This is a genomic window from Bradyrhizobium semiaridum (assembly GCF_020329505.1).
Lineage (GTDB): Bacteria > Pseudomonadota > Alphaproteobacteria > Rhizobiales > Xanthobacteraceae > Bradyrhizobium > Bradyrhizobium semiaridum.
The window spans coordinates 57,199-82,838 of sequence record NZ_JAGKJJ010000025.1; the positions used below are offsets into that span (position 1 = coordinate 57,199).

18 protein-coding genes are annotated in these 25,640 nt (G+C 64.9%); 13 read left to right on the plus strand and 5 right to left on the minus strand.

Annotation, left to right across the window (positions count from 1 at the left end):
* Positions 1-75: 75 nt before the first annotated feature.
* A complete protein-coding gene (locus J6500_RS24770; protein ID WP_225715349.1) occupies positions 76-1,815 on the minus strand; it encodes a methyl-accepting chemotaxis protein in 1,740 nt (579 codons plus the stop codon).
* Positions 1,816-2,125: 310 nt separating this feature from the next.
* Between J6500_RS24770 and J6500_RS24775 the strand changes: the two genes are divergently transcribed.
* The 4 genes from J6500_RS24775 to J6500_RS24790 all read left to right on the plus strand — a co-directional run bounded on the left by J6500_RS24775 (position 2,126) and on the right by J6500_RS24790 (position 8,605).
* On the plus strand, positions 2,126-3,547 hold the full coding sequence (locus J6500_RS24775) for an ethanolamine ammonia-lyase subunit EutB (RefSeq protein ID WP_225715316.1): 1,422 nt from the start codon (positions 2,126-2,128) through the stop codon (positions 3,545-3,547).
* A gap of 85 nt (positions 3,548-3,632) precedes the next feature.
* Positions 3,633-5,219 (plus strand): B12-binding domain-containing radical SAM protein, encoded by a 1,587-nt coding sequence (locus J6500_RS24780; RefSeq protein WP_225715317.1) that lies wholly within the window; start codon positions 3,633-3,635, stop codon positions 5,217-5,219.
* 4 nt (positions 5,220-5,223) lie between these two features.
* Entirely contained in the window at positions 5,224-6,024 is an 801-nt protein-coding gene (gene eutC / locus J6500_RS24785; RefSeq protein WP_225715318.1) for an ethanolamine ammonia-lyase subunit EutC, read from the plus strand.
* A gap of 196 nt (positions 6,025-6,220) precedes the next feature.
* On the plus strand, positions 6,221-8,605 hold the full coding sequence (locus tag J6500_RS24790; protein WP_225715319.1) for an efflux RND transporter permease subunit: 2,385 nt from the start codon (positions 6,221-6,223) through the stop codon (positions 8,603-8,605).
* 77 nt (positions 8,606-8,682) lie between these two features.
* On the opposite strand, the gene J6500_RS24795 is transcribed toward J6500_RS24790, so the two are convergent.
* Entirely contained in the window at positions 8,683-9,186 is a 504-nt protein-coding gene (locus tag J6500_RS24795; RefSeq protein ID WP_225715320.1) for a hypothetical protein, read from the minus strand.
* Between the two features lie 405 nt (positions 9,187-9,591).
* On the opposite strand from J6500_RS24795, the gene J6500_RS24800 reads away from it, so the two are divergent.
* From J6500_RS24800 to J6500_RS24825, 6 genes are all read left to right on the plus strand, one after another.
* The gene (locus J6500_RS24800) at positions 9,592-9,831 is read left to right on the plus strand and encodes a cysteine rich repeat-containing protein (RefSeq protein ID WP_225715321.1); all 240 of its coding nucleotides are present in this window, start codon (positions 9,592-9,594) and stop codon (positions 9,829-9,831) included.
* A gap of 197 nt (positions 9,832-10,028) precedes the next feature.
* Positions 10,029-10,907 carry a squalene synthase HpnC gene (gene hpnC, locus J6500_RS24805; protein WP_225715322.1) on the plus strand — a complete coding sequence of 293 codons (879 nt, stop codon included), beginning with the start codon at positions 10,029-10,031 and terminating at the stop codon, positions 10,905-10,907.
* Positions 10,904-11,743, plus strand: coding sequence for a presqualene diphosphate synthase HpnD (gene hpnD, locus J6500_RS24810; RefSeq protein WP_225715323.1), 840 nt, complete (start codon positions 10,904-10,906; stop codon positions 11,741-11,743). The genes hpnC and hpnD overlap by 4 nt, the downstream gene beginning before the upstream one ends.
* A complete protein-coding gene (gene hpnE / locus J6500_RS24815; RefSeq protein ID WP_225715324.1) occupies positions 11,743-12,999 on the plus strand; it encodes a hydroxysqualene dehydroxylase HpnE in 1,257 nt (418 codons plus the stop codon). The genes hpnD and hpnE overlap by 1 nt, the downstream gene beginning before the upstream one ends.
* 60 nt (positions 13,000-13,059) lie before the next feature.
* The gene (gene shc, locus J6500_RS24820; protein WP_225715325.1) at positions 13,060-15,039 is read left to right on the plus strand and encodes a squalene--hopene cyclase; all 1,980 of its coding nucleotides are present in this window, start codon (positions 13,060-13,062) and stop codon (positions 15,037-15,039) included.
* Positions 15,036-15,794 carry a phosphorylase gene (locus J6500_RS24825; RefSeq protein ID WP_376707854.1) on the plus strand — a complete coding sequence of 253 codons (759 nt, stop codon included), beginning with the start codon at positions 15,036-15,038 and terminating at the stop codon, positions 15,792-15,794. Before shc ends, J6500_RS24825 begins: the two co-directional genes overlap by 4 nt.
* Before the next feature lie 83 nt (positions 15,795-15,877).
* Here J6500_RS24825 and hpnH read toward each other — a convergent pair whose 3' ends face one another.
* The gene (gene hpnH / locus J6500_RS24830; protein ID WP_225715327.1) at positions 15,878-17,047 is read right to left on the minus strand and encodes an adenosyl-hopene transferase HpnH; all 1,170 of its coding nucleotides are present in this window, start codon (positions 17,045-17,047) and stop codon (positions 15,878-15,880) included.
* Positions 17,048-17,089: 42 nt separating this feature from the next.
* Positions 17,090-18,016, minus strand: coding sequence for a 4-hydroxy-3-methylbut-2-enyl diphosphate reductase (gene ispH / locus J6500_RS24835; RefSeq protein WP_225715328.1), 927 nt, complete (start codon positions 18,014-18,016; stop codon positions 17,090-17,092).
* 453 nt (positions 18,017-18,469) lie between these two features.
* Between ispH and hpnN the strand changes: the two genes are divergently transcribed.
* Positions 18,470-21,085 (plus strand): hopanoid transporter HpnN, encoded by a 2,616-nt coding sequence (hpnN, locus tag J6500_RS24840; RefSeq protein ID WP_225715329.1) that lies wholly within the window; start codon positions 18,470-18,472, stop codon positions 21,083-21,085.
* Between the two features lie 127 nt (positions 21,086-21,212).
* On the opposite strand, the gene J6500_RS24845 is transcribed toward hpnN, so the two are convergent.
* Positions 21,213-21,839 carry a DUF2147 domain-containing protein gene (locus J6500_RS24845; protein WP_225715330.1) on the minus strand — a complete coding sequence of 209 codons (627 nt, stop codon included), beginning with the start codon at positions 21,837-21,839 and terminating at the stop codon, positions 21,213-21,215.
* A 102-nt stretch (positions 21,840-21,941) separates the two neighbouring features.
* On the opposite strand from J6500_RS24845, the gene hpnO reads away from it, so the two are divergent.
* On the plus strand, positions 21,942-23,333 hold the full coding sequence (gene hpnO / locus J6500_RS24850; protein WP_225715331.1) for an aminobacteriohopanetriol synthase HpnO: 1,392 nt from the start codon (positions 21,942-21,944) through the stop codon (positions 23,331-23,333).
* A gap of 363 nt (positions 23,334-23,696) precedes the next feature.
* Positions 23,697-25,640: a multicopper oxidase family protein gene (locus J6500_RS24855; RefSeq protein WP_376707855.1), complete on the plus strand. Its 1,944-nt coding sequence runs from the start codon at positions 23,697-23,699 to the stop codon at positions 25,638-25,640.

Below are 25,640 nucleotides of genomic sequence, written 5' to 3' on the forward strand. Positions count from 1 at the left end.
CCAACGATGCCTTAGCTTGCACTGACCCCGCGCACAGCGAGCGAGGATTTCCGGAGTGGTAGGCTCGCACCTAACCTACGTTCCGGTCCGTCGCACATCGTCGGCGGCGTCGGCGCGCAGGTTGCGGAAGAACTGCTCGACCTCGCGCGACAGCGTGTCGGCGGTCGCGGTCAGCTCGCTCGATGCCGTGAGCACCGATTCCGCCGCCTGGCTGGTCTGGCCCATGTCGTCGCGCAGCGAGCCGATATTGTCGACCAGCGTCTGGTTGCCCTGCGCGGCGAGCTGGGCATTGACGGAGATCTCGCGTGTGGCGGCGTCCTGCTCGCCGATCGCGCTCGCGATGTTCGCTGTGACGCTGCTGATCTCGCGCACGGCCTGGCCGATCTCGCGCACCGCGGCGACGGAGTTGCGGGTCGAGGCCTGGATCAGGCCGACATTCTCGCCGATCTCGGCGGTCGCCTTCGCAGTCTGTTCGGCCAGCGCCTTGACTTCGTGCGCGACGACGGCAAAGCCGCGGCCGGCCTCGCCGGCGCGGGCGGCCTCGATGGTGGCGTTCAGCGCCAGCAGGTTGGTCTGCTCGGCGATCGCCTGGATCAGGCTGAGCACTCCGTCGATGCGCTGGGTGGTGGCGGCAAGGCTCTCGATCTCGCTGATCGACCGGTCGGTGCGCGCACCGGCCTGGTCCACTGCGCCGGAGGACTGCTTGACCTGGCGACCAATTTCCTGGACCGAGGCCGAAAGTTCTTCCGCGGCGCCGGCCACGGCCGAGACGTTGCTCGAGGCCTGCTCGGTCGCGCTCGCCGCGGTCACCGCACGGCCGCTCGCACTGGCGGCGACGCTCGCGATGGTCTGTGCGGTCTGGCGCATCGTGGCCGCATTGTCGTGAACTGCGCGCAGCACCGAGCCGATCGCGCCGCGGAACGCCTCGACCGAGGTCTCGATGTGCCGGCCGCGGGCATCGCGCGCCGCGGAGTCCTGCACGACCTGCGCGTTGAGGCTGCGGTTGCGGTCCATTGCCTCCTGGAACACCTTGATGGCCCGCGCCAGCGCGCCGATCTCGTCGCCGCGTCCGGTGTGCGGAACTTCGACATGGTCGTCGCCGTCGGCGACGCGCTTGATGGTCGCCGTGATCTGCGACAGCGGCCGGGCGACCGAGCGGGCGATGATCAGCACGCCGAGCACGACCGCGATCAGGGCGGCCGCGCCGAGACCGGTCAGGATCAGCGCCATCGCGCGATTGGCGTCGGCCTGCAGCGCCAGCTTCTTGCTGCGCTCGGCATAGACCTTCGACAGCGCCTCGAGATCCTTGTTCAGGGCAGTGCGGACGTCGCGGTTGGCGTCATTGTCGCCCCATTCGCGCCCGGCCGCGGCATTGATCTCGATGCCGCGGCGGACCAGCTCCTTGCGGAACTCGATGAACTGCTCGATGCGCTTCTTGAACGTCGCGAACTGCTCGGCGTCGTCGGCCTGGACCAGGGTCTCCCAGTTCTTGACCACGGCGAGGATGCGGTCGTTGAACTTGAGGAGGCCTTCGCCATACTTCTTCACGGTCGCCGGTTCGGTCGACATGTAGATGCCGCGGGATTCCATCACGACCGCGTAGACCAGCGAGTTGACCCGCTCGACATTGAGGGCAGCGCGGCTCGCGAGGTCGACGGCCTCGGTCAGTTCGGCGTTCCGCCGCGCGCTGTAGTCGGACAACACGGTGATCGCCGCGGTCAGCACCGCGATCAGGGCAAACGTCGAGTACAGCCTGGCAGCGAGTGAGAATCGAGATGCCATCGGGGGTCCGGAAAATGAGTCGGGCGATGTCATGGGGGCAGGCATTGAGGGCACTCCAAGAGGCCGGGGAGCACCTTCGGCCGATTTAGAAAGATGCAAAATGTTTATGGAAAATCCCTTAATGCGCGTACCTGTTGCCGCTGCAACTTTCGAAATTTGCCGAATTTCGTCAGACCTTTGGCCGTCCGATCGCGGTGCGCCGGGCGGCTGGCGGGCTTCAGGTCCGGCGTAGGTACCCGCCTTCCACATTTTCGAGCGCGCCAATACACAGTTGGCGCGGCGTTCGCAAAGAAGTGCTAGACTGCACGGGCGCACCCCGCCCATTTCGATCCGAACTTTCCCCATGGTCTATCGTCACACTGTCGATGCCACCAGCTACGTGTTTGATGGCCTGCGCGACCTGCTCGCCAAGGCGAGCCCGCCGCGCTCCGGCGACCGGTTGGCCGGCATTGCCGCCGGCAGCGCCGAAGAGATGATCGCGGCGCGGCTGGCGCTGGCAGACGTTCCGCTCAAGCAGTTCCTCGACGAGCCGGTGATCCCCTATGAGGACGACGAAGTCACGCGGCTCATTCTCGATAGCCACGACGTCGCGGGATTCGTGCCGCTGTCCTCGCTCACCGTCGGCGGCTTGCGCGACTGGCTGCTGTCGGACGCCGCCACCGGCGAGAGCTTGAGGAAGATTTCGCGCGGCGTCACGCCGGAGATGATCGCTGCCGTGTCGAAGCTGATGCGCAACCAGGACCTGATCCTGGCGGCGAAGAAGTGCGAAGTGACGGCGCGCTTCCGCAACACCATCGGCCTGCGCGGGCGGATGAGCACGCGGCTGCAGCCCAACCATCCCTTCGACGATGCCAAGGGCATCACCGCTTCGATCCTCGACGGGCTGCTGCTCGGATCGGGCGACGCCTGCATCGGCATCAACCCGGCCAGCGATGATCCCAACGCGATTGCGACCCTGCTGCGGCTGCTCGACGACATCATCACGCGGCTGCAGATTCCGACGCAGAGCTGCGTGCTGACCCATGTCACGACCACGCTCGGCCTGATCGGGCAGGGGCTGCCGGTCGACCTCGTGTTCCAGTCGATCGCCGGCACCGAGGCCGCGAACCGCAGCTTCGGCGTCGACCTTTCGTTGTTGCGGGAGGCACGCGAAGCGGGGCTGTCGCTGGAGCGCGGCACGGTCGGCGACAACGTGATGTATTTCGAGACCGGGCAGGGCTCCGCGCTGTCTGCCAATGCGCACCATCAGGTCGACCAGCAGACCTGCGAGGCCCGCGCCTATGCGGTGGCGCGCGCCTTCGATCCGCTGCTCGTCAACAGCGTGGTCGGCTTCATCGGTCCGGAGTACCTCTACGACGGCAAGGAAATCGTCCGAGCCGGCCTGGAGGATCATTTCTGCGGCAAGCTGCTCGGCCTGCCGATCGGTGTCGACATCTGCTACACCAATCACGCCGAAGCCGACCAGGACGACATGGACACGCTGCTGACGCTGCTCGCGGCCGCCGGCGCCAACTTCATCATGGGCGTGCCGGGCGCCGATGACGTTATGTTGAACTATCAGTCGACGTCGTTTCACGACGCGCTCTATGTCCGCGACCTGTTCGGCCTGAAGCGGGCGCCCGAATTCGACGACTGGCTGGCGCGCGCAGGGTTGGCCGGGCAGGATTTCCGCCCTGTCGCCGATGCGGAGCGGTTGCCGGAATTTGCCTCCAGGCTGCTGGCGCCGGGCCACAGTGAGACCCTGGCAACCATCTCGTCGTTGTGACGTTAAGCAGTGCCACAATCTTGAAGAATTTCTGGCCCAGCGTCCCGCGCCGTGGTTAGATTTGGTGGTGCTTCGGGGACGTTTGATGAGAGCTCAAGGCATTGAAACGGTCCGGCGTATCCTCTGCGTGTTTCCGCGCTATACGTCCTCCTTTGGCACCTTCGAGCACTCCTATCCGCTCACCGACGGCGTCAAGGCGTTCATGCCGCCGCAGGGGCTGCTGCTGATCGCCGCCTATCTGCCCGAGACCTGGCAGGTCCGTTTCATCGACGAGAATCTGCGTCCAGCCACAGCGGCGGATTTCGAGTGGGCGGATGCGGTGTTCGTCAGCGGTATGCATATCCAGCGCCAGCAGATGAACGACATCTGCCGCCGCGCGCATGACCATGACCTTCCGGTTGCGATCGGTGGTCCCTCGGTCAGCGCCTGCCCAGACTACTATCCCTCATTCGACTACCTCCATGTCGGCGAGCTCGGCGACGCCACCGACGAGTTGATCAGGCGGTTGGCGGAGGACGTCACCCGTCCGGGTGAGCAGGTGGTGCTGAAAACGCTCGACCGCCTGCCGATGACGGATTTCCCGCTGCCGGCCTATGAGCTCGCCGAGACCAAGAAGTATTTCCTCGGCAGCATCCAGTTCTCCTCCGGCTGCCCCTATCAGTGCGAGTTCTGCGACATCCCCGGCCTCTATGGCCGCAATCCGCGGCTGAAATCGCCGCAGCAGATCATCGCCGAGCTCGACAAGCTGCGCGCCTGCGGCATGACAGATACGGTCTATTTCGTCGACGACAATTTCATCGGCAACCGCAAGGCCGCCGTCGAGCTGCTGCCGCACCTGATCGCGTGGCAGAAGCGGACCGGCTACGTCACCCGTCTCGCCTGCGAGGCGACGCTCAACATCGCCAAGCGCCCCGAGATCCTGGAGAAGATGCGCGAGGCCTTTTTCGTCACCATCTTCGTCGGCATCGAGACGCCGGATCCCGACGCGCTCAAGGCGATGCACAAGGATCAGAACATGATGGTTCCGATCCTCGAGGGCGTGCGCACCATCAATTCCTACGGCATGGAGGTGGTCTCGGGCATCATCATGGGGCTCGACACCGACAAGCCCGAGACCGGCGACGCGCTGCTGTCCTTCGTCGACGAGTCGCGCATTCCGCTGCTCACCATCAATCTGCTGCAGGCGCTGCCGAAGACGCCGCTGTGGGATCGGCTGGAAAGGGCCGGGCGGCTGATCGACGACGAGAGCCGCGACTCCAACGTGCAATTCCTGCTGCCCTATGAGGACGTCGTCAGCTCGTGGCGCAAGTGCATGGAGATCGCCTACGAGCCCGCAAAACTGTTCGCGCGCTACCAGCATCAATGCGACTACACCTATGCCAACCGCATCAAGGTGCCGGTCAGCCCGGAGATGAAGACCTGGGCCAACATCCGCCGCGGCCTCATCATGCTGCGCAACATCTTCTGGAAGGTCGGCGTGCTCGGCGACTACAGGCGCGTGTTCTGGAAGTTCGCGCTCGGGCGGCTCAAGCGCGGCGATATCGAGGGCCTGATCGGGGCGACGCTGGTCGCGCATCATCTGATCACCTTCGCACGCGCGGCCTCCAGCGGCCGGCAGAATGCGTCGAACTATTCGCTCCGGCTGCGCGAGGCATCGGTGCCCGCCGAATAACAGCATGTCGAAACCACCGTCACGATTGTCATCGTCCCCGTCGATTGCCGATCTGCGCGCGCTGACGCCGGCGCGGGTCGGCCTCGGCCGTGCCGGCGCCAGCCTGCCGACCGGAGCATTGCTGTCATTCACGCTCGACCACGCGCGCGCCCGCGACGCCGTTCATGCCGCCTTCGACACCGCCGCCATCGCGGCGGGTCTCGGCGATCTCGGCATCACGCCGGTCGAGGTGGCGAGCCAGGCGCGCAGCCGGAGCGACTATCTGCGCCGGCCCGATCTCGGGCGGATGCTCGATCCGGCCTCGCGGCGAACGCTGGAGGCGAGCGGCGTCACTGCGGGCTCGTGCGCCATCGTGATCGGCGACGGGCTGTCGCCGGCGGCGGTCAATCTGCATGCCGTCGACCTGTTGGATGAGCTGCTGCCTCGGCTCGCCGCCGACAAGATCGAGACCAATGCGGTGATCGTCGCATCCGGTGCGCGCGTCGCGCTCGGTGACGAGATCGGCGCCATCATCGGCCCGCGCATCTTGGTGATGCTGATCGGCGAACGGCCCGGTCTGTCAGCACCTGACAGCCTCGGCGCCTATCTGACCTTCGCACCGCGAATCGGCCTCACCGATGCCGAGCGCAATTGCGTCTCCAACATCCACCGCGCCGGACTGAGTTATGCGGAGGCCGCGTTCAGGATTTCCTGGCTTGTACGCGAGGGTCTGGCACGCCAGATGACCGGGGTCGCACTGAAAGATGAGAGCGGCGGCGGATCGTCCCGAAATGCGCTACCCGGGTGTGACAAATCAGCTACTTAGCCGCGCTTTTCGCCGGTTCCCCGCCGATTCGGCGTGGCCCTCGCGCTTGCGAGCAGGGGGGCGGGCCTGTAAAACCGGCGCCGGTCAATATTCGCGTGTTTTCAAGGACTAGCGCCGATCAGCTGCGCTCATGAGCCGCATTCGCGCCGCAGGACCCAGCCAAACAGATTGAGCCGACTTCAGAACTGGACAAGGCATGCTCGAAAAGAATTCCGAAAGTCAGGTCCACGTCGAGAAAGTCGAAGAGCCGCGCTCCGGACCCAGCATCGCATTCGGAATCGAGCGCCTCGGCCTGATCCCGATGCGGACGCCAATCCTGTCCTGCATCGTGCTCGTCCTGCTGATGATCGGCGCTCTGTTCGGCGTCCACCGGATCAAGATCGACGACTCGCTGTCGCAGCTATTCCGCTCCGATTCCAAGGACTACAAGCAATACGAGGCGGTGACCAAGCGCTTCCCGGCGACCGAGTTCGACGTCCTCGTCGTGGTCGAAGGCAAGACGCTGCTGGTCCGTGACAATCTCGAGAAGCTGCGCGACATGGTCACCGACCTGCAGCTGGTCGAGGGGGTGCGCGGCCTGGTGTCGCTGTTCTCGGCGCGCCAGGCGCCCGAAAAGGGCAAGCTGCCGGCGGCGCTGTTCCCGAACGAGCTGCCCGAGGGCGCGGCCTACGACAAGTTCGTCGAGACCGTCAAAAGCAACGAGATCATCCGCGGCAAGCTGCTGTCCGAGGACGGCACGCTGGCGCTTGTCGTGCTGTCGCTCGATCCCGAGGTGGTCGGCAGCAGCAAGCTTTCCAAGGTGGTCGGCGACATCAGGAAGGTGATGGCCGACGATCTCTCCGCCAGCGGGCTCAACGCCCAGCTCTCCGGCGTGCCGGTCATGCAGCTCGAGATCCGCAACGCGGTCGAGCGCGACGGCCTGACCTACAACATCCTCGGCATCCTCGCCGGCTGCATCATCGCCATCATCTTCTTCCGCAAGATCTCCTTCATGGTGGCGGCGGCGTTCCCGCCGATGATCGCCATCCTGCTCGCGCTCGGCGGTCTCGGCTGGGCCAATTTCAATCTCAACATGTTCCTCAACGTGATGACGCCGCTCATCATGGTGATCAGCTTCTCCGACTCGATGCAGCTGACCTTCGCGGCGCGCGACCGCCTGATCGCGGGGCAGGACAAGTTCACCGCGTTCAAGAACGCGGTGCTGGTGGTCGGCCCGGCCTGCGTGCTGACCCACGGCACTGCCGGCATTTCGTTCATCGCGCTGCAGTTCTCGGATTCCGACCTGATCCGCAAATTCGGCGAGGCGGGGCTCGCGGCGACCATCATCGCGCTGGTCGCGGTGCTCTCGCTGGTGCCGGTGTTCGGCATCCTGTTCGTGCGCAATGAGCGGATCTTCGCCGTCAAATTCCAGAGCGCCGACGCCGGCGTCCAGGCGCTGCGCAATTTCTGCTATTGGATCGCGGTGCGCATGGTGGGCCGGCCGGGGCTGTTCAGCCTGATCGCGCTGATCGTCGTCGGCGGGCTCGGCGTCATCTATGGCAGCCTCGAGCCGCGTTACCGGCTCGCCGATCAGGTGCCGGACAAGCGGCAGGCGGTCGAGGCCTCGAGCCGTCTCGATGCCAAGCTGACCGGCGCCAATCCGGTCGATGTGCTGATCGAATTCCCAAAGGGCCAATCGCTGTATTCGCCGGAGACCCTGAAGACAATCGCCCAGGTCCATGCGATGGTCGAGGACACGGCCGGCGTCGGCAATGTCTGGTCGCTGGAAACCTTGCGGCGCTGGCTCGCCGAAAAGGCCGGCAGCAACGATGTCGCGACGCTGAAGGAATATGTCGACCTGATTCCGGAGCACCTGGTGCGCCGCTTCATCGACAAGAATCAGGACGCGGTCGTGGTGTCGGGCCGCGTCCCGGACGTCGATTCGAGCCAGTTGCTTCCGGTGGTGAACAAGCTCGATCACGCGCTGGACAAGGTGCGCGCCGAGCATCCCGGTTACGAGATCGCGGTCACCGGCCTGTCGGTGATCGCCGCGCGCAACAGCGCCAACATGATCGAGAAACTGAACCACGGCCTCACCATCGAATTCCTGCTGGTCGCGATCTTCATCGGGCTCGCGTTCCGTTCGGTGGTGGTGATGTTCTCCTGCATCCTGCCCGGCATCTTCCCGGTGGTGCTGTCGGGCACGGTGCTGTGGCTGCTCGGGGAGGGGCTGCAATTCGCCAGCGTGGTGGCGCTGACGGTGTCGTTCGGCCTCGGCCTCAGCGCGACCATCCACTTCCTCAACCGCTTGCGGCTGGAGACCAGGCCCGGCGTCACGCCGGAGCTCGCGGTGGAGCGCGCCACCGTGCTGGTCGGGCCCGCGCTGATCCTGACCACGGTGGTGCTGGCCTGCGGCCTCGTCGTCACCGTGTTCTCCGACCTGCCGTCGCTGCGGCTGTTCGGCTGGCTCAGCGCGTTCTCGATGGTCGCAGCGCTGGTTGCGGATCTCTTCATTCTGCGGCCGACCTCGATGTTCCTGATCAATCTGTCGCAGAAGCTTCGCGGCAAGGCCGGGGAGCCGGCGCCGATCGAAAAGGCCTGATCGCTTCGACAGCAGAAGGCCCGGTTCCGAATGGTCGGAACCGGGCCTTTTTGTCGCTCATGGAGCAAGAGAAAGCGTCAGGTCTTGGTCATCGTGATGGTGACGCCGCGGATCTCGCCCTTGGAGTCGATCTGCACGACCTGCTTGGAGCCGTTGGTCTGCAAATTGAGGTTCGCAGCGAAGCCGGCCGCCTCGACGAACACGTCGATGCGCCCGCCGCCCGCGGTGCCCTGCAGGTTGCCGAAGATGTTGCGGCTCGCCTCGCTCCAGTTGCCGGAGATGCGATCGCCCTGGCTGGTGACGTCGCTGGTGAGGTCGAACTTGTAGCTGTCGCTGGCGCAATGCAGGTTCTGCTTCAGGTTCATGCCGGAGGGAGCGACCTTGTAGTCCGCCTTGCAACGAATGCGTTCAGTCGTGCCGTTGGACAACGCCACCGTGCCCGAGCCGGTCCACGAGCCGGCAAAACCGGCGAACGGCCCGGCCGATTGCGCGTGGCCCGCGGAGACAGACAGCAGAAGCGCGGCGCCGACGCCGACAGCCTTCAGGGCCTGACTGCAAAGGCCGGAACCAAACAGTTTCATTGTAACATTCCCATCAAAATCAACGCTTCTTTCGCAAGAAAACGTCTCGCCGCATCGAAGGTTTAGTGTCACCGCAGTATGTTAGGTTCAAATGACCGAACAGCGTTCGCGACGCAGCTTCGGTCACCGAACAGAATCAAAACCACCGGTGCCAAGGATCGCATGTAGCTTCGCACATGCACGGTCCGCAATCGGCATAAACGGCAAAGTGATGACATGAATCGCTGTTTTTGATCAATGACTTACGTGGGGGTTTACAGCGCCGCAAATTTAGCCGCATTTAGCGGTGCTTGTCATCGGTCCGTTGCTGCGTTACGCGGCGTTTGAAATCCCAACAAATCTGTCCCGGTCATGCCGAAGCGCTTTCGGGGTCAGGTTTTCTGCTGTCGGAAATGAAGGAATACGATGCGTAAATTTGTCCTGGCTCTTGCCCTGTTGTCGGTCCCGTTTTCCTCCACCGCCTTCGCTCAGCAGCAGCAGGGCCGCGGCACGCCCGACGAACAGAAGGCCTGCACCCGCGACGTGCAGCGTCACTGCCGCTCCGTGATCGATCAGGGCGACTTCACCATCCTTGCCTGCCTGCAGCAGAACCGCGCCAAGATCAGCGCCGCCTGCGACCAGGTCTTGAAGACTCACGGCCAGTAAGGCCGCTTTCAGGCCTCAACAGGACCGCCGCGAAGCCCGCGATCGGCATCGGTGCCGGCCGCGGGCCGGCCATGCTGGCGGTCACAGTTAGCATTGGTTTTGGGAGCGTATTCCCCTATATGGGGCTCGCAAATCCCCGCACGTGCCTGACAGGCCCCGCCTGCGCCGTGCCATGACCAGTGTAGCCCAAATCTCCGATGACTACCGCGAGCGACCTGCGATCCGGAAAGACCCACCGCGACGAGAATTTTCCCGTCGCGTCGTGGATCATTCATCCGCGGCATCGTGCCCTGATCCTGGCCTTCTATAACTTCGTCCGCACCGCGGACGACATCGCCGATCACGCCACGCTGCCCGCCGAGGAGAAGCTGCGCTATCTCGACCTCATGGAGGCGGAGCTGCTTGGCAATGGCGAGACCCAGAAGGAGGCCGTGACGCTGCGCCGCGCCTTGGCCGAGCGCGGCATGCCGCCGAGGCACGCGCTCGACGTGCTGGTGGCGTTCCGCCTCGACGTCACCAAGCTGCGCTACGAGACGTGGGACGACGTGATCGACTACTGCCGGTACTCGGCGATGCCGGTCGGGCGCTTCGTGCTCGACGTGCACGGCGAGGATACCTCGACCTGGGTCGCCTCGGACGCGCTGTGCGCCGGGCTGCAGATCAACAACCATTTGCAGGACTGCGGCAAGGACTACCGCAATCTCAATCGAGTCTACCTGCCGCGCGATGCGCTGGCCGCAGCAGGCGCGACCGCCGAGATGCTGGGCGAGGCGAAGTCGCCGCCGCAACTGCTCACCTGCCTGCAGGCGCTCGCCGTGCGCACCGAGGCGCTGCTCGAGCAGAGCAAGTCGCTTGCCGCCGAGGTGAAGGATTTCCGGCTCGGGCTCGAGATCTCCGTGATCCAGGCTTTCGCCGACAAGATCGTCAACCTGCTCAAGGTGCGCGATCCGCTCAGCGAGCGCGTGCATCTCAATCCTGTCGAGCTGTTGCTGCAGAGCCTCGGCGGTGTCGCCGGCGAGACCGCGCGCCGCGCGACGGGGCGGCGCACGGTCTCCAAGACGGCGGCCGGCGCATGAGCGTCGAGGCGGCGGCCAACGCTGGCGACTACGGCAGCACTGCCTCCGGCAGTTCGTTCTATGCCGCGATGCGCATCCTGCCGCGCGCGCAGCGCGAGGCGATGTTCCAGATCTACAGTTTCTGCCGGCAGGTCGACGACATCGCCGATTCCGACGGCCCGCGTCCGGAGCGCCTCGCAGCGCTGCAGGCGTGGCGCGACGACGTCGATGCGCTCTATCAGGGCAATCCGCCGGAGCGGCTGAAGGACTACGTCGCCTCGGTGCAGACCTTCGGTCTCAAGCGCGAGGATTTCATCGCGATCATCGACGGCATGGAGATGGACGTGCCGCAGGACATCCGCGCGCCCGATCTCGCGACGCTCGATCTCTATTGCGATCGTGTCGCCAGCGCGGTCGGCCGTCTGTCGGTGCGCGTGTTCGGCCTGCCCGAGGAGGACGGCATCGAGCTTGCGCATCATCTCGGCCGCGCGCTGCAGCTCACCAACATCCTGCGCGACATCGATGAGGATGCCGGCCTCGGCCGGCTGTATCTGCCGCGCGAATGGCTCTGGCACGCCGGCATCACCAGCAATGATCCGGCGCGCGTCACCGCCGATCGCGCGCTGCCGAAGGTCTGCGCGCCGCTCGCCGAGCGTGCCAGGCAGCACTTCCAGAAGTCCGACGAGATCATGAAGCGCAATTCGCGCCGCGCCGTGCGCGCGCCGCGGATCATGTCGAAATACTACCGGGCGATCCTCGACCTGTTGATCGCGCGTGGCTTTGCCGCCCCGCGCGCGCCGGTGAAGGTGTCGAAGGCCGCCAAGATCGGCATTCTTCTTCGTTACGCGATCATCTGATGCAAAACACGGTTCATATCATCGGTGCCGGTATTTCCGGCCTCTCCGCCGCCGTGCGGCTCGCCAACGGCGGCACCAAGGTCGCCGTCCACGAGGCGACGCAGTATGCCGGCGGCCGCTGTCGCTCCTATTTCGACGGCGCCACCAACCTCACCATCGACAACGGCAACCATTTGCTGCTGTCGGGCAACCGCCATGCGCTGAGCTATGCGCGCTCGATCGGCACCGAGGCTGGGCTGATCGGGCCGAAGCGCGCGCAGTTTCCGTTCGTCGATCTGTCGAGCGGCCAGCGCTGGCAGCTCGATCTCGGCGACTCGCGCCTGCCGCTCTGGGTGTTCGACGAGGCGCGCCGCGTCCCCGACACCAGCCTGCGCGATTACCTCGCATTGGCGCCGCTGGCCTGGGCCGGCACCGAGGCGCTGGTCGGCAACACCATTCCCTGCAAGGGGACGCTGTATGACCGCCTGGTGCAGCCGCTGCTGCTCGCCGCGCTCAATGTCGATCCGCCGGAGGGTTCGGCCGGGCTTGCGGGCGCGATCGTGCGCGAGACGCTGCTCGCGGGCGGACAGGCCTGCCGTCCGCTGATCGCGCGCGACGGCTTGAGCTCGGTCCTGATCGAGCCGGCGGTAAAGCTCTTGCAGGAGCGCGGCAACAGCGTCCAGCTTGGTCACGAGCTGCGCGCCTTCACCATGTCGGGCGATCGCGTCAGCGAGCTCGACTTCGGCGGCGGCGACAAGATTGCCCTGGCGGACGGCGATGCCGTCGTGCTCGCGGTGCCGCCGCGTGGCGCCGCCGCGCTGCTGCCGGGCCTGAAGACGCCGACCAAGTTCCGTGCCATCGTCAATGCGCATTTCCGCATCGATCCGCCGCGCGATGCGCCGCCGATCCTGGGTGTCGTCGGCGGTCTCGTGGAATGGCTGTTCGCGTTCCCGCAGCGGCTGTCGGTGACGATCAGCAACGGCGACCGCCTGGTCGACATGCCGCGCGAGGAACTGGCGCTGGCGATCTGGTGCGACGTCTGCAAGGCGTCGGGCGTGTCGGGCGATCTGCCGCCGTGGCAGATCGTGCGCGAGCGCCGTGCCACATTCGAGGCGACGCCGGAACAGAATGCGCTGCGTCCGGGGCCCGAAACCGCGCAGAAAAACCTGTTTCTTGCCGGCGACTGGACTGCTACCGGGTTGCCGGCAACCATCGAGGGATCGGTGCGGTCGGGTGATCGCGCCGCCGATCTGGTTCTTGCCAGACGCTCAATTTGACCTGTTGCTGCGGTACCGCGCTCCTGAGGCCGGCCCGCGATGAAGAGGATATCGAGCGACATGCTTTCGAGAGACGACAGCGTAACAGTCGATCGCGTCGCGACAGTCGACCCGGTCGCCCTGCAGAACAGCATCTCAAAGGCGACCGAAGCGCTGCTCGGCTACCGCCAGCCCGACGGACATTGGGTGTTCGAGCTCGAGGCCGACAGCACGATTCCGGCCGAGTACATCCTGCTGCGCCACTATCTCGCCGAGCCCATCGACACCGTGCTCGAAGCCAAGCTCGGCAACTATCTGCGCCGGGTGCAGGGCGCGCATGGCGGCTGGCCGCTGGTGCATGACGGCCCGTTCGACATGAGCGCCAGCGTCAAGTCGTACTTCGCGCTGAAGATGATCGGTGATTCCGTCGACGCACCGCACATGGTGCGGGCACGCGAGGCGATCCGCTCGCGCGGCGGCGCGTCGGGCAGCAACGTCTTCACCCGCTTCCTGCTCGCGCTCTACGGCGTCGTGACCTGGCGCGCCACGCCGGTGCTGCCGGTCGAGATCATGCTGCTGCCGATGTGGTCGCCGTTCCACATCAACAAGATCTCCTACTGGGCGCGCACCACGATGGTGCCGCTGATGGTGCTGGCCGCGCTGAAGCCGCGCGCCAAGAACCCGAAGGGCGTCGGCATCGACGAGCTGTTCCTCGAGGATCCGAAGTCGGTGCGCATGGCGCCGAAGGCGCCGCATCAGAGCGCGAGCTGGTTCTATCTGTTCCGCTCGCTCGATGCTGTGCTGCGCGTGATCGAGCCGATGTTCCCGAAGCGCCTGCGCCAGCGCGCGATCGACGCCGCGCTCGCCTTCACCGAAGAGCGGCTGAACGGCGAGGACGGCATGGGCGCGATCTATCCGCCGATGGCCAACATCGTCATGATGTACGACGCGCTCGGCAAGGACGAGAACTATCCGCCGCGCGCCGCCACCCGCCGCGGGCTCGACAAGCTGCTCGTGGTCGGCGAGCACGAAGCCTATTGCCAGCCCTGCGTCTCGCCGGTGTGGGACACCGCGCTGACCTGCCACGCGCTGCAGGAGGCCGGTGGCGACGATAGCTTCGCCAAGGCCAAGCAGGGCCTCGACTGGCTGAAGCCGCGCCAGGTGCTGGAGCTGAAGGGCGACTGGGCGGTGAAGGCGCCGGACGTTCGCCCCGGCGGCTGGGCGTTCCAGTACAACAACGATCACTATCCCGATCTCGACGATACAGCTGTCGTCGTGATGGCGATGGACCGCGCGCGGCGCCAGACCGGAACCAAGGACTACGATGACGCGATCGCGCGCGGCCGCGAGTGGATCGAGGGCCTGCAAAGCCGCGACGGCGGCTGGGCCGCGTTCGACGCCAACAACCTCGAATACTACCTCAACAACATTCCGTTCTCCGATCACGGCGCGCTGCTCGATCCGCCGACCGAGGACGTCACCGCGCGCTGTATCTCGATGCTGGGCCAGCTCGGCGAGACCGCCGAGAGCAGCAAGGCGGTGGCCGACGGTGTCGCCTATCTGCGCCGCACCCAGCTCGCCGAGGGCTCCTGGTACGGCCGCTGGGGGCTGAATTACATCTACGGCACCTGGTCGGTGCTTTCCGCGCTGAATGTCGCAGGGATCGATCGCAACGATCCGATGATTCGCAAGGCGGTGGACTGGCTGGTGTCGGTCCAGAATCAGGACGGCGGCTGGGGCGAGGACGCCGTCAGTTACCGGCTCGATTACAAGGGTTACGAGGTCGCGCCATCCACAGCCTCGCAAACGGCATGGGCCTTGCTTGGCTTGATGGCGGCCGGAGAGGTCGAGAATCCGGCTGTTGCGCGGGGGGTGGAGTACCTAAAGGCAACACAGACGGAAAAAGGACTGTGGGACGAGCAGCGATACACCGCTACGGGGTTTCCGCGGGTGTTTTACTTGCGATATCATGGCTACTCGAAATTCTTTCCGCTCTGGGCACTGGCGCGGTATCGGAATCTGAGAAGCACCAATAGCAGGGTGGTAGGGGTCGGGATGTGATTTTGGGGGCGGGGGCCGCCGAGACCGTGGGCAGCAGAATTGATCCTCGGCCGGTGTTGATTGTGACTGGATTGGTGCAGGAGGCCCGCATCGCGGCGGGTCCCGGCATGATTGTGATCTGCAGTTCCAGCGATCCGCAGCAGCTCCGTGCGCTGCTCGCGACGCTCGATCCGACGACATTCCGCGGCGTGATTTCGTTCGGCGTGGCCGGCGGGCTCGACCCGGCGCTGAAGTCCGGCGACGTCGTGGTCGCGACCGAGGTGACGGCCGGCGACACCAGGTTCCTGGCGGCATCCGCACTGAACGAGGAGATGATCGCCAGCGCCGCGCTGAAGCGCCGCAGGATCGTTCGTGGTGGCCTCGCCGGTGTCGAGCAGGTGATCGCGGCGAAGGCCTGCAAGGCCGCTCTGCGGTCGATCACGGGCGCTGCCGCGGTCGACATGGAGAGCCATATTGCGGCTGCCTATGCCGCCAATGCGGGCATTCCGTTTGCCGCGCTGCGCGTCATCAGCGATCCCGCCGACCGTGCGCTGCCCGAACTGGCGAAATCCGCGGTAAAGCCGAATGGCGATATCGACCTGCGCAAGGTGCTGCGCGGCATCGTGCGCAATCCGCGCACGCTGCGCGCGCTGGTTTCGACCGGGATCGACTTCAACCGTGCGCTGCGCTCGCTGCGCGGCTGCCGCGGCTTCCTGCTCGGCAGCGACGTTCTGGTTCCGGCCGATGACGTCCTGGTTACGGCAAGGGCGGCCTGATCGGTCCGCCAGCCCGCCAATAGGTCAAAGCAAAAGGCCCGGTCCGTGACCGGGCCTTTCTGATTCTGCTCTGTCGGCGCGGCTCAGGCGGCCGTGGAGGCCTTCTGCGCAGCGGCGGCAGCCTTCTGCTCGGCGGCGAGCGCCTCGTCGCGGCGGATCTCGGAGAGCTTCTTCTGCACCTGCTGCGAGAAGATGTATTGCGCCGGACGCTGCTTGGAGAGATCGATTTCCGGCGCCATCGGGCCCGAGGTCCTGATGCCGCGCAGCGACACCCACATCGCCTTCAGCGGGTTGTTGATCGCAGCGGTCGCCGCGGTCGGCTCGTAGCCGCAATGCGCCATGCAGTCGGCGCACTTCTCGTACTTGCCGGTGCCGTAGGTCTCCCAGTCCGTGGTCTCCATCAGCTCCTTGAAGGTCTTGGCGTAGCCCTCGCCGAGCAAATAGCACGGCTTCTGCCAGCCGAAGATGTTGCGGGCCGGCATGCCCCAGGGCGTGCACTCGTATTCCTGGTTGCCGGCGAGGAAGTCGAGGAACAGGCTGGAATGCATGAAGTTCCACTTCTTGCCCTTGCCGAGCGCAAAGACGTCGCGGAACAGCTTCTTGGTCTTGGTGCGGTTGAGGAAGTGCTCCTGGTCGGGCGCGCGCTCATAGGCATAGCCGGGCGACATCGAGACGCCGACGCCGAGTTCGGTGGTGAAGTCGAGGAATTTGGCGATCTCTTCCGCCGGGTGGCCGTCGAAGATCGTGGCGTTGACGTTGACGGTGAAGCCGCGGGCCTTGGCGGCCTTGATCGCGGAAACGGCGCGGTCGAACACGCCCTTCTGCGACACCGCCTTGTCATGATGGTCCTTCAGGCCGTCGAGATGCACCGAGAAGAACAAATAGGGCGAGGGCTCGAACAAATCGAGCTTCTTCTCGAGCAGCAGCGCGTTGGTGCACAGCGAGACGAACTTCTTGCGCGCCACGAGGCCGCGCACGATCTCGCCGATCTCCTTGTGGATCAGGGGCTCGCCGCCGGGGATCGCCACCATCGGCGCGCCGCATTCGTCGGCTGCGTCCCAGCACTCCTGCGCGGTCATGCGGCGGTTGAGGATCGCATCCGGATAGTCGATCTTGCCGCAGCCGACGCAGGCGAGGTTGCAGCGGAACAGGGGTTCCAGCATCAGCACGAGCGGATAGCGTTTTCGGCCAAGCAGCTTCTGCTTGATCAGATAACCGCCGATACGCATTTCCTTGAAGAACGGTATAGCCATTAGACGATTTTCTTTCTGCACTTTAAGGGAATTGAGTTCGGATCAGCCCGCAGTCAGTTCGGCCGGCAGCCGGAATTCGATATTCTCTTCCCGGCCCGGGAGCACCGAGACCGAGACCGGTCCGATACGCCGCAGCGCCTCGATTACATCGTCGACCAAGACCTCGGGCGCCGAGGCGCCCGCCGTGATGCCGACGGCCGTCGCATCCTTCAGCCAATCCGGGTTGAGCTCGCTCCCGTCAGCAATGAGGTAACTCGCGACGCCGACCTCGGTGCCGATTTCGCGAAGCCTGTTTGAGTTGGAACTATTAGCGGCCCCCACCACCAATATGACGTCCACCAGTTTGCTCAGGTCCCTTACCGCAGATTGGCGGTTCTGTGTCGCATAGCAGATATCCCGGGTGTCCGGGCCTTGAATATCTGTAAATTTTGCCTGAAGAGCCCCGATAATGTCCTTGGTGTCGTCCACGGACAGGGTGGTCTGGGTGATATAGGCGACCGGTGTGTCGGTCGGCAGGGTGAGTTCCGCGACGTCTTCGACGCTCTGGACCAGCCGAACCGGGCCGGGAACCTGGCCCATGGTTCCCTCGACCTCGGGGTGGTCGGCATGCCCGATCAGGATCAGGGCGCGACCCCGGGAGATGTAGCGCTTGCCCTGGTTATGGACCTTGGTGACGAGCGGGCAGGTGGCATTGAGCACCGACAGGTCGCGTGCGGCGGCCTCTTCCTCGACGCTCCGGGCCACACCATGGGCGCTGAACACGGTCACCGCCTTGGCCGGTACCTCGGACAGGTCCTCGACGAAGATCGCGCCCTTCTTCTTCAGGCTTTCGACCACGTATTTGTTGTGAACGATCTCGTGGCGGACATAGACCGGGGGGCCATACTTCTCGAGCGCCCGCTCGACGATCTCGATCGCACGCACCACGCCCGCGCAAAAGCCGCGCGGCTGAGCCAGAAACACTTCCATCGGACGTCCGTTACGCAAATTGCACCAGCTTCATCATTGCCCTCGCAATGCTCTTGCGGCCTTCTCGGCGACGCAGTCCACCCGGCCGGACATCAGCAGCATGAGCTGCAACGTCCGAACCTTCACCGTTCGAGGACCTAATTAACGCCCCAAGCGCATGGAACTACAGGGTTTTGCCTGAAAAAGTAAGTGCGACGAACGGTGCCGGGGTGACTTGCTTGGTATCATGATACGGCAGATTGTCCCTGCGACCGTCCGTCCCGCTCACTTGTTCGTCACTTTATCGCCCACTCGGGCGGTTTATACCGGCGATCCAAGGTCGCGCCTGATATTTGGAATCGCCTCGCCCATTCGTCGAGGAGGCTAACCAAAACAACATTGGGTCCGCCCCGGGAACTCCGCTAGAGAGCGGGCGTTTTCGGCCATGCTTCCCCGAGATTAGAAAGATACGAAGTGCTGACAAATATTGTCGTCTCCGTTGTTAAGACGTGCACGCGTTTTGCTCTTCCTGTTGTCATTTTCTCCGTGCTCCTGTCGGTCGGAGCCAGCATCTACGCGGCGCGTAACTTCTCGATCAACACGGATATCAACAAGCTGATCTCGCCCGATCTCGATTGGCGCAAGCGCGACAACCAGTTCGAGGAGGCATTCGACCGCGAACGGCTGATCCTGGCGGTGGTCGAGGCGCAGACGCCCGAGCTGACCAGCGCGGCGGCGAAGGCGCTGACCGAGAGACTGCAGGGCGACAAGAAGAACTTCGAGGCGATCACGCCGCTCGGCTCCGGCGAGTTCTTCGAGAAGAACGGCCTGTTGTTCCTGCCGACCGAGGAGGTCGCCAAGACCACGGCGCAGCTCGAGCAGGCGGCTCCGCTGGTCGAGATCATGGCGGGCGACCCCTCGATCCGCGGCCTGACCGGCGCACTCGAGACCGGACTTGCCGGCGTCAAGCGCGGGCAGGTCAAGCTCGACAACGCCGCGCGTCCGTTCAACCTGATCGCCGGGACGGTCGAGACCGTCCTCGCCAACGGCGACGCCACCTTCTCCTGGCGCGAGCTCACCAGCGACCAGCCGCTGACCGATTCCGACAAGCGCGCCTTCATCGAGATCAAGCCGATCATCGACTATTCAGCGCTGGAGCCGGGCAAAAGCGCAACCGACGCGATCCGGCAGGCGGCCGCCGAGCTGAAATTCCCGACCGAATATCACGCGCGCGTTCGTCTCACCGGGCCGGTGCCGATCGCCAACGAGGAATACGCCACCGTGCAGGACGGTGCGATCACCAACGGCATCGGCACCGTCGTGATCGTGCTGATCATCCTCTGGATGGCGCTGCATTCCGGCAAGATCATCTTCGCGGTGTTCGTGAACCTGTTCATCGGCCTCGCCGTCACCACGGCGGTCGGCCTGATGATGGTGGGCTCGCTGAACCTGCTTTCGATTGCATTTGCGGTGCTGTTCGTCGGCCTCGGCGTCGACTTCGGCATCCAGTTCAGCGTGCGCTACCGCTCCGAGCGCTTCAAGAACGACAATCTGACGCTGGCGCTGGAGAACGCGGCGCGACGTTCGGCGGTGCCGCTGTCGCTCGCGGCGATGGCCACCGCGGCCGGCTTCCTCTGCTTCCTGCCGACCGACTATAAGGGCATCTCCGAGCTCGGCAAGATCGCCGGCGTCGGCATGGTGGTGGCGTTCATTTCGAGCATCACCGTGCTGCCGGCGCTGCTCGATCTGCTCAATCCGCCCGGCGAAAAGGAGCCGGTCGGCTACGCTTTCCTCGCGCCTGTCGATCACTTCCTGGAGAAGCATCGCATCCCGATCATCGTCGGCACGATCCTCGTGTCGGTCGCGGGCCTGCCGCTGCTCCACTACATGAAGTTCGACTTCAACCCGATCAATCTGCGCAACAAGAACGCGGAATCGATCGCGACCTTCCTCGACCTGAGGAAGGACCCGAACACCGGCGCCAACGCCATCAACGTGATGACGCGTTCCGAAGCCGACGCCAAGAAGATCGAGGCCAAGCTGGAGAAGCTGCCGGAAGTGTCGCGCGTGATGTCGCTCGACAGCTTCGTGCCGGAGGATCAGCCGGCCAAGCTGAAGCTGATCGCGCAGGCGGCCAAGACGCTGGGTCCGGCGATCAACCCCGACTCGGTCGATCCGGCGCCATCGGATCAGGAGAATGTCGAAGCGCTGAAAAGCTCGGTCGACAGCCTGCGCAAGAACGCGGGCGACGGCAAGGGGCCGGGCGCGGTGGCCGCGCGACGGCTCGCCGACGCCCTGCAGAAGCTCGCCGATTCGAGCCAGGCGGTTCGCGACAAGGCGCAGGACGTGTTCGTCGCGCCGATGAAGATCGTGTTCGATCAGCTCCGCAACACGCTGCAGGCGCAGACCGTCACGCTGCAGAACCTGCCGCCGGAACTGGTCGCGGCCTGGAAGACCAAGGACGGCCTGATGCGGGTCGAGGTGGAGCCGAAGGGCGATCCGAACGACAACGACAATCTGCGCCGCTTTGCCGACGCCGTGCTCGCCGCCGAGCCGGCCGCGATCGGCGGGCCGGTGTCGATCCTGAAATCGGGCGACGTGGTCGTGGATGCGTTCATCCACGCCGGCATCCTGGCGCTGGTGGCGATCAGCGTGCTGCTTTACCTGGCGCTGCGGCGCGTCGTCGACGTGCTGTTGACGCTGGTGCCGCTCCTGGTCGCGGGCATCGTCACGCTCGAGATCTGCGTGCTGATCGGCCTGCCGCTCAACTTCGCCAACATCGTCGCGTTGCCGCTGCTGCTTGGCGTCGGCGTGGCGTTCAAGATCTATTATGTCACGGCATGGCGGCAGGGCAGGACCAACCTGCTGCAGTCGAGCCTGACGCGTGCGATCTTTTTCAGCGCGCTGACGACGGCCACCGCGTTCGGCAGCCTGTGGCTATCCAGCCATCCCGGCACCGCGAGCATGGGCAAGCTGCTGGCATTGTCGCTGATCACCACGCTCGCAGCGGTGTTGCTGTTCCAGCCCGCGCTGATGGGCAAGCCGCGCGAGGTCGCGAACGACGCCGAGCAGGGCAACGACGTCACCTGACGCGTTGCGCTGCATGCTCAAACAGGGCGCCAAAGCATGATCCGGAAAAGTGCGAAGCGGTTTTCCGAAAAGATCATGCTCAAAAGAGCTCAAGCGCGATCACGATTCAACCCAATCTCGTCGCGCTTTAGCGCGACGGGGCCGACCGTGCGATGTCGGGCAGCAGGCAGATGTCGCCGACGGGGTCGGCGGGTGCGCCGGCTGCCTGCTTCTGGCCACCTTTGGCGGCCGGCGGCGCAGCGCCGGTGGTCTTGGGCGGCACGGCCGATTTCGGCGCGGCGCCCTTGGCCGCCGGATTGCCTGCGGCGCTCACCGGAATCGGCGGGCCGACACGCGTCCAGGTCTGGCCGCCACAGAGGAAGCCGAGCACGCAGCCCTGAATCTCGAGCTGATCGCTGCCGATCGGCTTGATGGTCGCGCTGTAGGTCTGGCCGTCGCGCGAGTTGTAGACCTGACCTTCCCAGGCATCGGCGCCGGGCTTCTTCTTCATGTCGATCAGGATCGGCATGCCGAGCGTCGGCCGGCTCTGCTTTGCCGGATCGGGATTGTTCTTGTCGGTGCCGCCAGGGGTTTTTTCCCAGACGACGGCACCCCACATGTTGCCATTACATTGGGCAACGCGGATGTTGGCAAAACCGTCTGCGTCCCTCCAATCGCCCGTGGGATCTGCAGCCAATGCCGGTGAGAATAGGGTGGCCAAAAATAAACCTGAAAAGGCTATTGTGCGCGCGAAAGTTCTTGGGCAGTGCAACATGGTCCAAACCTGTGCTTAACTAGACGATCCGAGCGGGGGGCAAAACGCCGCTATCGAGCGTTTTATGTTGACGCAATGGCCATCAACCGACGTATGTAGCGAATGGTAAGTTCCAATCTAGACGTTTCCGAGATTTTTGTGGAGCGAGAGGGGCAGCGCGGTGCCATGCACACGCGTCACCTCAACGAACAGCTCGTTCGCGTTCTCAAGACCATCGGCTACGACGTCGGCTTCCAGAAGGGGCAAGGCCAGTACCTCTACGATCGTCAGGGGGCTCGCTATCTCGATCTATTGAGCGGATTTGGCGTTTTTGCGATTGGCCGGAATCATCCGGCCTTGCGCCAGGCGCTGAAGAGCGTGCTCGACGCCGATCTGCCGAATCTCGTGCAACTCGACGTCTCGACGCTCGCCGGCGTGCTCGCGGAACGCCTTTTGGAACATGTCCCATATCTGGACAAGGTGTTTTTCGCCAATTCCGGCGCTGAAACCGTCGAAGCCGCGATTAAGTTCGCGCGGGCCGCGACCGGCCGGCCCGGCATCGTCTATTGCGCGCATTCGTTCCACGGCCTGTCCTATGGCGCGCTGTCGCTGACGGATGATTCGAACTTCCGCAGCGGCTTCGAGCCGCTGCTGCCCGGCTGCACGCCGATCCCCTTCAACGACCTCGAAGCGCTGGAGAAGGCGCTGTCGTCGCGCCAGGTCGGCGCCTTCATCGTCGAACCGATCCAGGGCAAGGGCGTCAACCTGCCCACCGACGAGTTCCTGCCCGGCGCGCTGGCGCTGTGCCGCAAATACGGCACGCTGTTCATCGCCGACGAAATCCAGACCGGCATCGGCCGCACCGGAAAATTCCTCGCGGTCGAGCATTGGAACATCGAGCCCGACATGGTGCTGCTGGCGAAGGCACTGTCCGGCGGCCACGTTCCGGTCGGCGCGCTGCTGACGCGCAAGAATATCTTCGACAAGATCTTCAACCAGATGGACCGTGCGGTGGTGCACGGCTCGACGTTCGGCAAGAACGATCTCGCGATGGCCGCCGGCATCGCGACGCTCGAGGTCATCAAGGCCGAGAAACTGGTCGAGCAGGCGGCCAAGCGCGGCGCGCAATTGCGCCTCGCGCTGACCCGCATGGTGCCGGGCTACGAGTTGATGAAGGAAGTCCGCGGCAAGGGCCTGATGATCGGCGTCGAGTTCGGTCCGCCGAAATCGCTGCGCCTGAAGGCGTCCTGGAACCTGCTGGAGACCGCCAACAAGGGCCTGTTCTGCCAGCTCATCACGGTGCCGCTGTTCAAGGATCACAAGATCCTGACGCAGGTCGCCGGCCACGGCCTGCACACCATCAAGCTGCTGCCGCCGCTGACGATCACGGAAGACGATTGCGCGTGGATCGAAAAGGCGTTCGACGAGGTGATCGCCGGCAGTCACAAGGTCCCCGGCGCGATCTGGTCGCTCGGCAAGACGCTGGTCGACAACGCGGTGCGCAAATCGGCGTAACGCCGAACCGTAGCTGTAGCCCGGATGCAGCGAAATCCGGGTTCTCGAAACTTGCGAGACATTCCCGGATTCCGCTGCGCTGCATCCGGGCTGCACAGCTTCAGTCAGTCAATCCAGTCCGATCGTCTTCGGCCCCGCGCATCTTGCCGCTCCAGCGGGCCTTGCGAATAATCGCCCTGTACGATAGGGTGCTAACGATAGCAACCTAAGATTTATCATAAGCAGCTGCTGATCGGCGGCCAATGGCCCTTGGCTGCGCCGGGAGCAGCGCCGACGCATCTTCGCAATTTTCGATGACCGGAGCATTCTGCCATGCCGTCTCGCCTCCGCTTGATTGAGCGTTCGAACGCCGCGAACATCCTGATGCACCGGCTTCGTCCGGCGCTGCTCCCGCTGGCCGGCGCGGCGCTGCTGTCGGCCGCCGCCCAGGGCGCGCTCGCGCAAACCGCCGAACGCGCGGTGGCCGATCCGCCGGTGGCGAAGGCGCGGCGATCGGCGCCGGAGATCTCCATCACTGCGCAGCCGGAAGCGGCGGGCCCGCGCGCGGCGGTCGGACACGAAGCGGTGTTCGCGTTCAACATCCAGTACACCGACGCCAAAATCTACAATCCGGGGACCAACCAGTACGATCCGGTGAAACTGCGCTCCTACCGCGACGTCAGCGAAACCGAGCCGCCGAAGATTCCGTTCGTGGCGCCGACCATCGAGATCTTCCCCGGCGAGACGGTGCGCATCACGCTCAACAACGACAAGCTGCCGGCCGATCCGAAATGCCCGCCCGGCAATAACGACGTCAATGATCCGAATTGCTTCAACCGGACCAATCTGCATGCGCACGGCCTCTGGGTCAGTCCGACCGGCAACAGCGACAACGTTCTGCTGAGCATCAACCAGGGCGTCAGTTTCCAGTACGAGTACAACATCCCGCCGGATCATCCGGCCGGCACCTACTGGTATCATCCGCATCGGCACGGCTCGACCGCGCTGCAGGTGTCGAGCGGCATGGCCGGCGTGCTGATCGTTCGCGGCACGCGGCTGCCGGGCGCCGACGTGCCCGGCGACGTCGACACCCTGCTGCGCTACGTCGACGGGCGAAGCTTCCGCGAGCGTCCGGTGCTGCTGCAGCAGATCCAGTACGCCTGCCGCGACGCCGCCGGCAAGATCAAGCAGGATGGCGCCGGCCTCTATCTCTGTGACCCCGCCACCGATGTCGGCGGGATCGAGGGATACGATCAGTTCGGCCCGACCACCTGGCGCAATTCCGGGCGCTACACCAGCATCAACGGCGAGGTCGTGCCGACATTCGAGGGAGCGAAGGCCGGCGAGATCGAACGCTGGCGCGTGGTCCATGCCGGCGTGCGCGACACCGTCAACCTGCAGTTCCGGAAGATGAAGGACGGCGCCGAGCCCTATGCATCGGTCGCGACGCAGCAGCAGGAGGACTGGGTCACGCGCAACTGTCCGGGCCCGGCGCTGCTGCCGCAGTTCGCGCTCGCCGCCGACGGCTTGACGCGCGCGCAACTGGTCGAGCGGACATCGAGCACGCTGCAGCCGGGCTATCGCGAGGACATGCTGATCGTGTTTCCGGAGTCCGGAAACTATTGCGTGCTCGACGGCGCCGCGCCGGCGGCCAGCGTCGTCAACAGCCAGGCCAAGAGCCGCCAGTATCTCGGCCGCGTCGCGGTGGCGCCGGGCAGCGCCGTGTCAGACATCCGCGCCCACATCCAGGCCCAGCTGCTGGCCGCCGCCGACCGCTTCATGCCGCCATCGGTCAAGCAGCGGGTGAAGGACGATCTCAGCAACGGCCTGCGGCTGCGCGCGTTCGTCGCGCATCCCGACATCGCCGACGGCGAGATCAAGCCGCCGCAGCGCGAAGCGCGCTTCGAGATCGGGGCAGGAGGCTTCATGATCAACGGCAATCCCTACAAACCGGACCGGATCGATCAGCTGCTGCCGCTCGGTGGCGTGGAGGAATGGAAGTTGTCCACCACCAACGCATTCGGACACCCGTTCCACATCCACGTCAATCCATTCCAGATCAGCAAGATCATCAATCCCGCGGGACAGGACGTCAGCGAGACCGGCGATGCCAACGAGCCGCAATATGCCAATCTCAAGGGCGTCTGGAAGGACACGCTGTTCGTCCGCCAGGGCTACACGGCGTTCGTGCGGACCCGCTACCAGCGCTATATCGGCGACTTCGTGCTGCACTGTCACATCCTCGATCACGAGGATCAGGGCATGATGCAGAACGTCCGGATCGGACTTCCCGACGGCGCGGGCGCGGTGGCGGCCAGCCATCACTGA

Bases quoted from the DNA above. Each gene is read 5' to 3' on its own strand.
- J6500_RS24845 (WP_225715330.1), bottom strand. From the start codon at position 21,839: ATGTTGCACTGCCCAAGAACTTTCGCGCGCACAATAGCCTTTTCAGGT.
- J6500_RS24855 (WP_376707855.1), top strand. From the start codon at position 23,697: ATGCACCGGCTTCGTCCGGCGCTGCTCCCGCTGGCCGGCGCGGCGCTG.
- hpnE (WP_225715324.1), top strand. From the start codon at position 11,743: ATGCAAAACACGGTTCATATCATCGGTGCCGGTATTTCCGGCCTCTCC.
- J6500_RS24775 (WP_225715316.1), top strand. From the start codon at position 2,126: ATGGTCTATCGTCACACTGTCGATGCCACCAGCTACGTGTTTGATGGC.
- hpnD (WP_225715323.1), top strand. From the start codon at position 10,904: ATGAGCGTCGAGGCGGCGGCCAACGCTGGCGACTACGGCAGCACTGCC.
- J6500_RS24790 (WP_225715319.1), top strand. From the start codon at position 6,221: ATGCTCGAAAAGAATTCCGAAAGTCAGGTCCACGTCGAGAAAGTCGAA.
- J6500_RS24800 (WP_225715321.1), top strand. From the start codon at position 9,592: ATGCGTAAATTTGTCCTGGCTCTTGCCCTGTTGTCGGTCCCGTTTTCC.
- J6500_RS24770 (WP_225715349.1), bottom strand. From the start codon at position 1,815: ATGACATCGCCCGACTCATTTTCCGGACCCCCGATGGCATCTCGATTC.
- eutC (WP_225715318.1), top strand. From the start codon at position 5,224: ATGTCGAAACCACCGTCACGATTGTCATCGTCCCCGTCGATTGCCGAT.
- shc (WP_225715325.1), top strand. From the start codon at position 13,060: ATGCTTTCGAGAGACGACAGCGTAACAGTCGATCGCGTCGCGACAGTC.
- J6500_RS24780 (WP_225715317.1), top strand. From the start codon at position 3,633: ATGAGAGCTCAAGGCATTGAAACGGTCCGGCGTATCCTCTGCGTGTTT.
- J6500_RS24795 (WP_225715320.1), bottom strand. From the start codon at position 9,186: ATGAAACTGTTTGGTTCCGGCCTTTGCAGTCAGGCCCTGAAGGCTGTC.
- hpnO (WP_225715331.1), top strand. From the start codon at position 21,942: ATGGTAAGTTCCAATCTAGACGTTTCCGAGATTTTTGTGGAGCGAGAG.
- hpnH (WP_225715327.1), bottom strand. From the start codon at position 17,047: ATGGCTATACCGTTCTTCAAGGAAATGCGTATCGGCGGTTATCTGATC.
- hpnC (WP_225715322.1), top strand. From the start codon at position 10,029: ATGACTACCGCGAGCGACCTGCGATCCGGAAAGACCCACCGCGACGAG.
- ispH (WP_225715328.1), bottom strand. From the start codon at position 18,016: ATGGAAGTGTTTCTGGCTCAGCCGCGCGGCTTTTGCGCGGGCGTGGTG.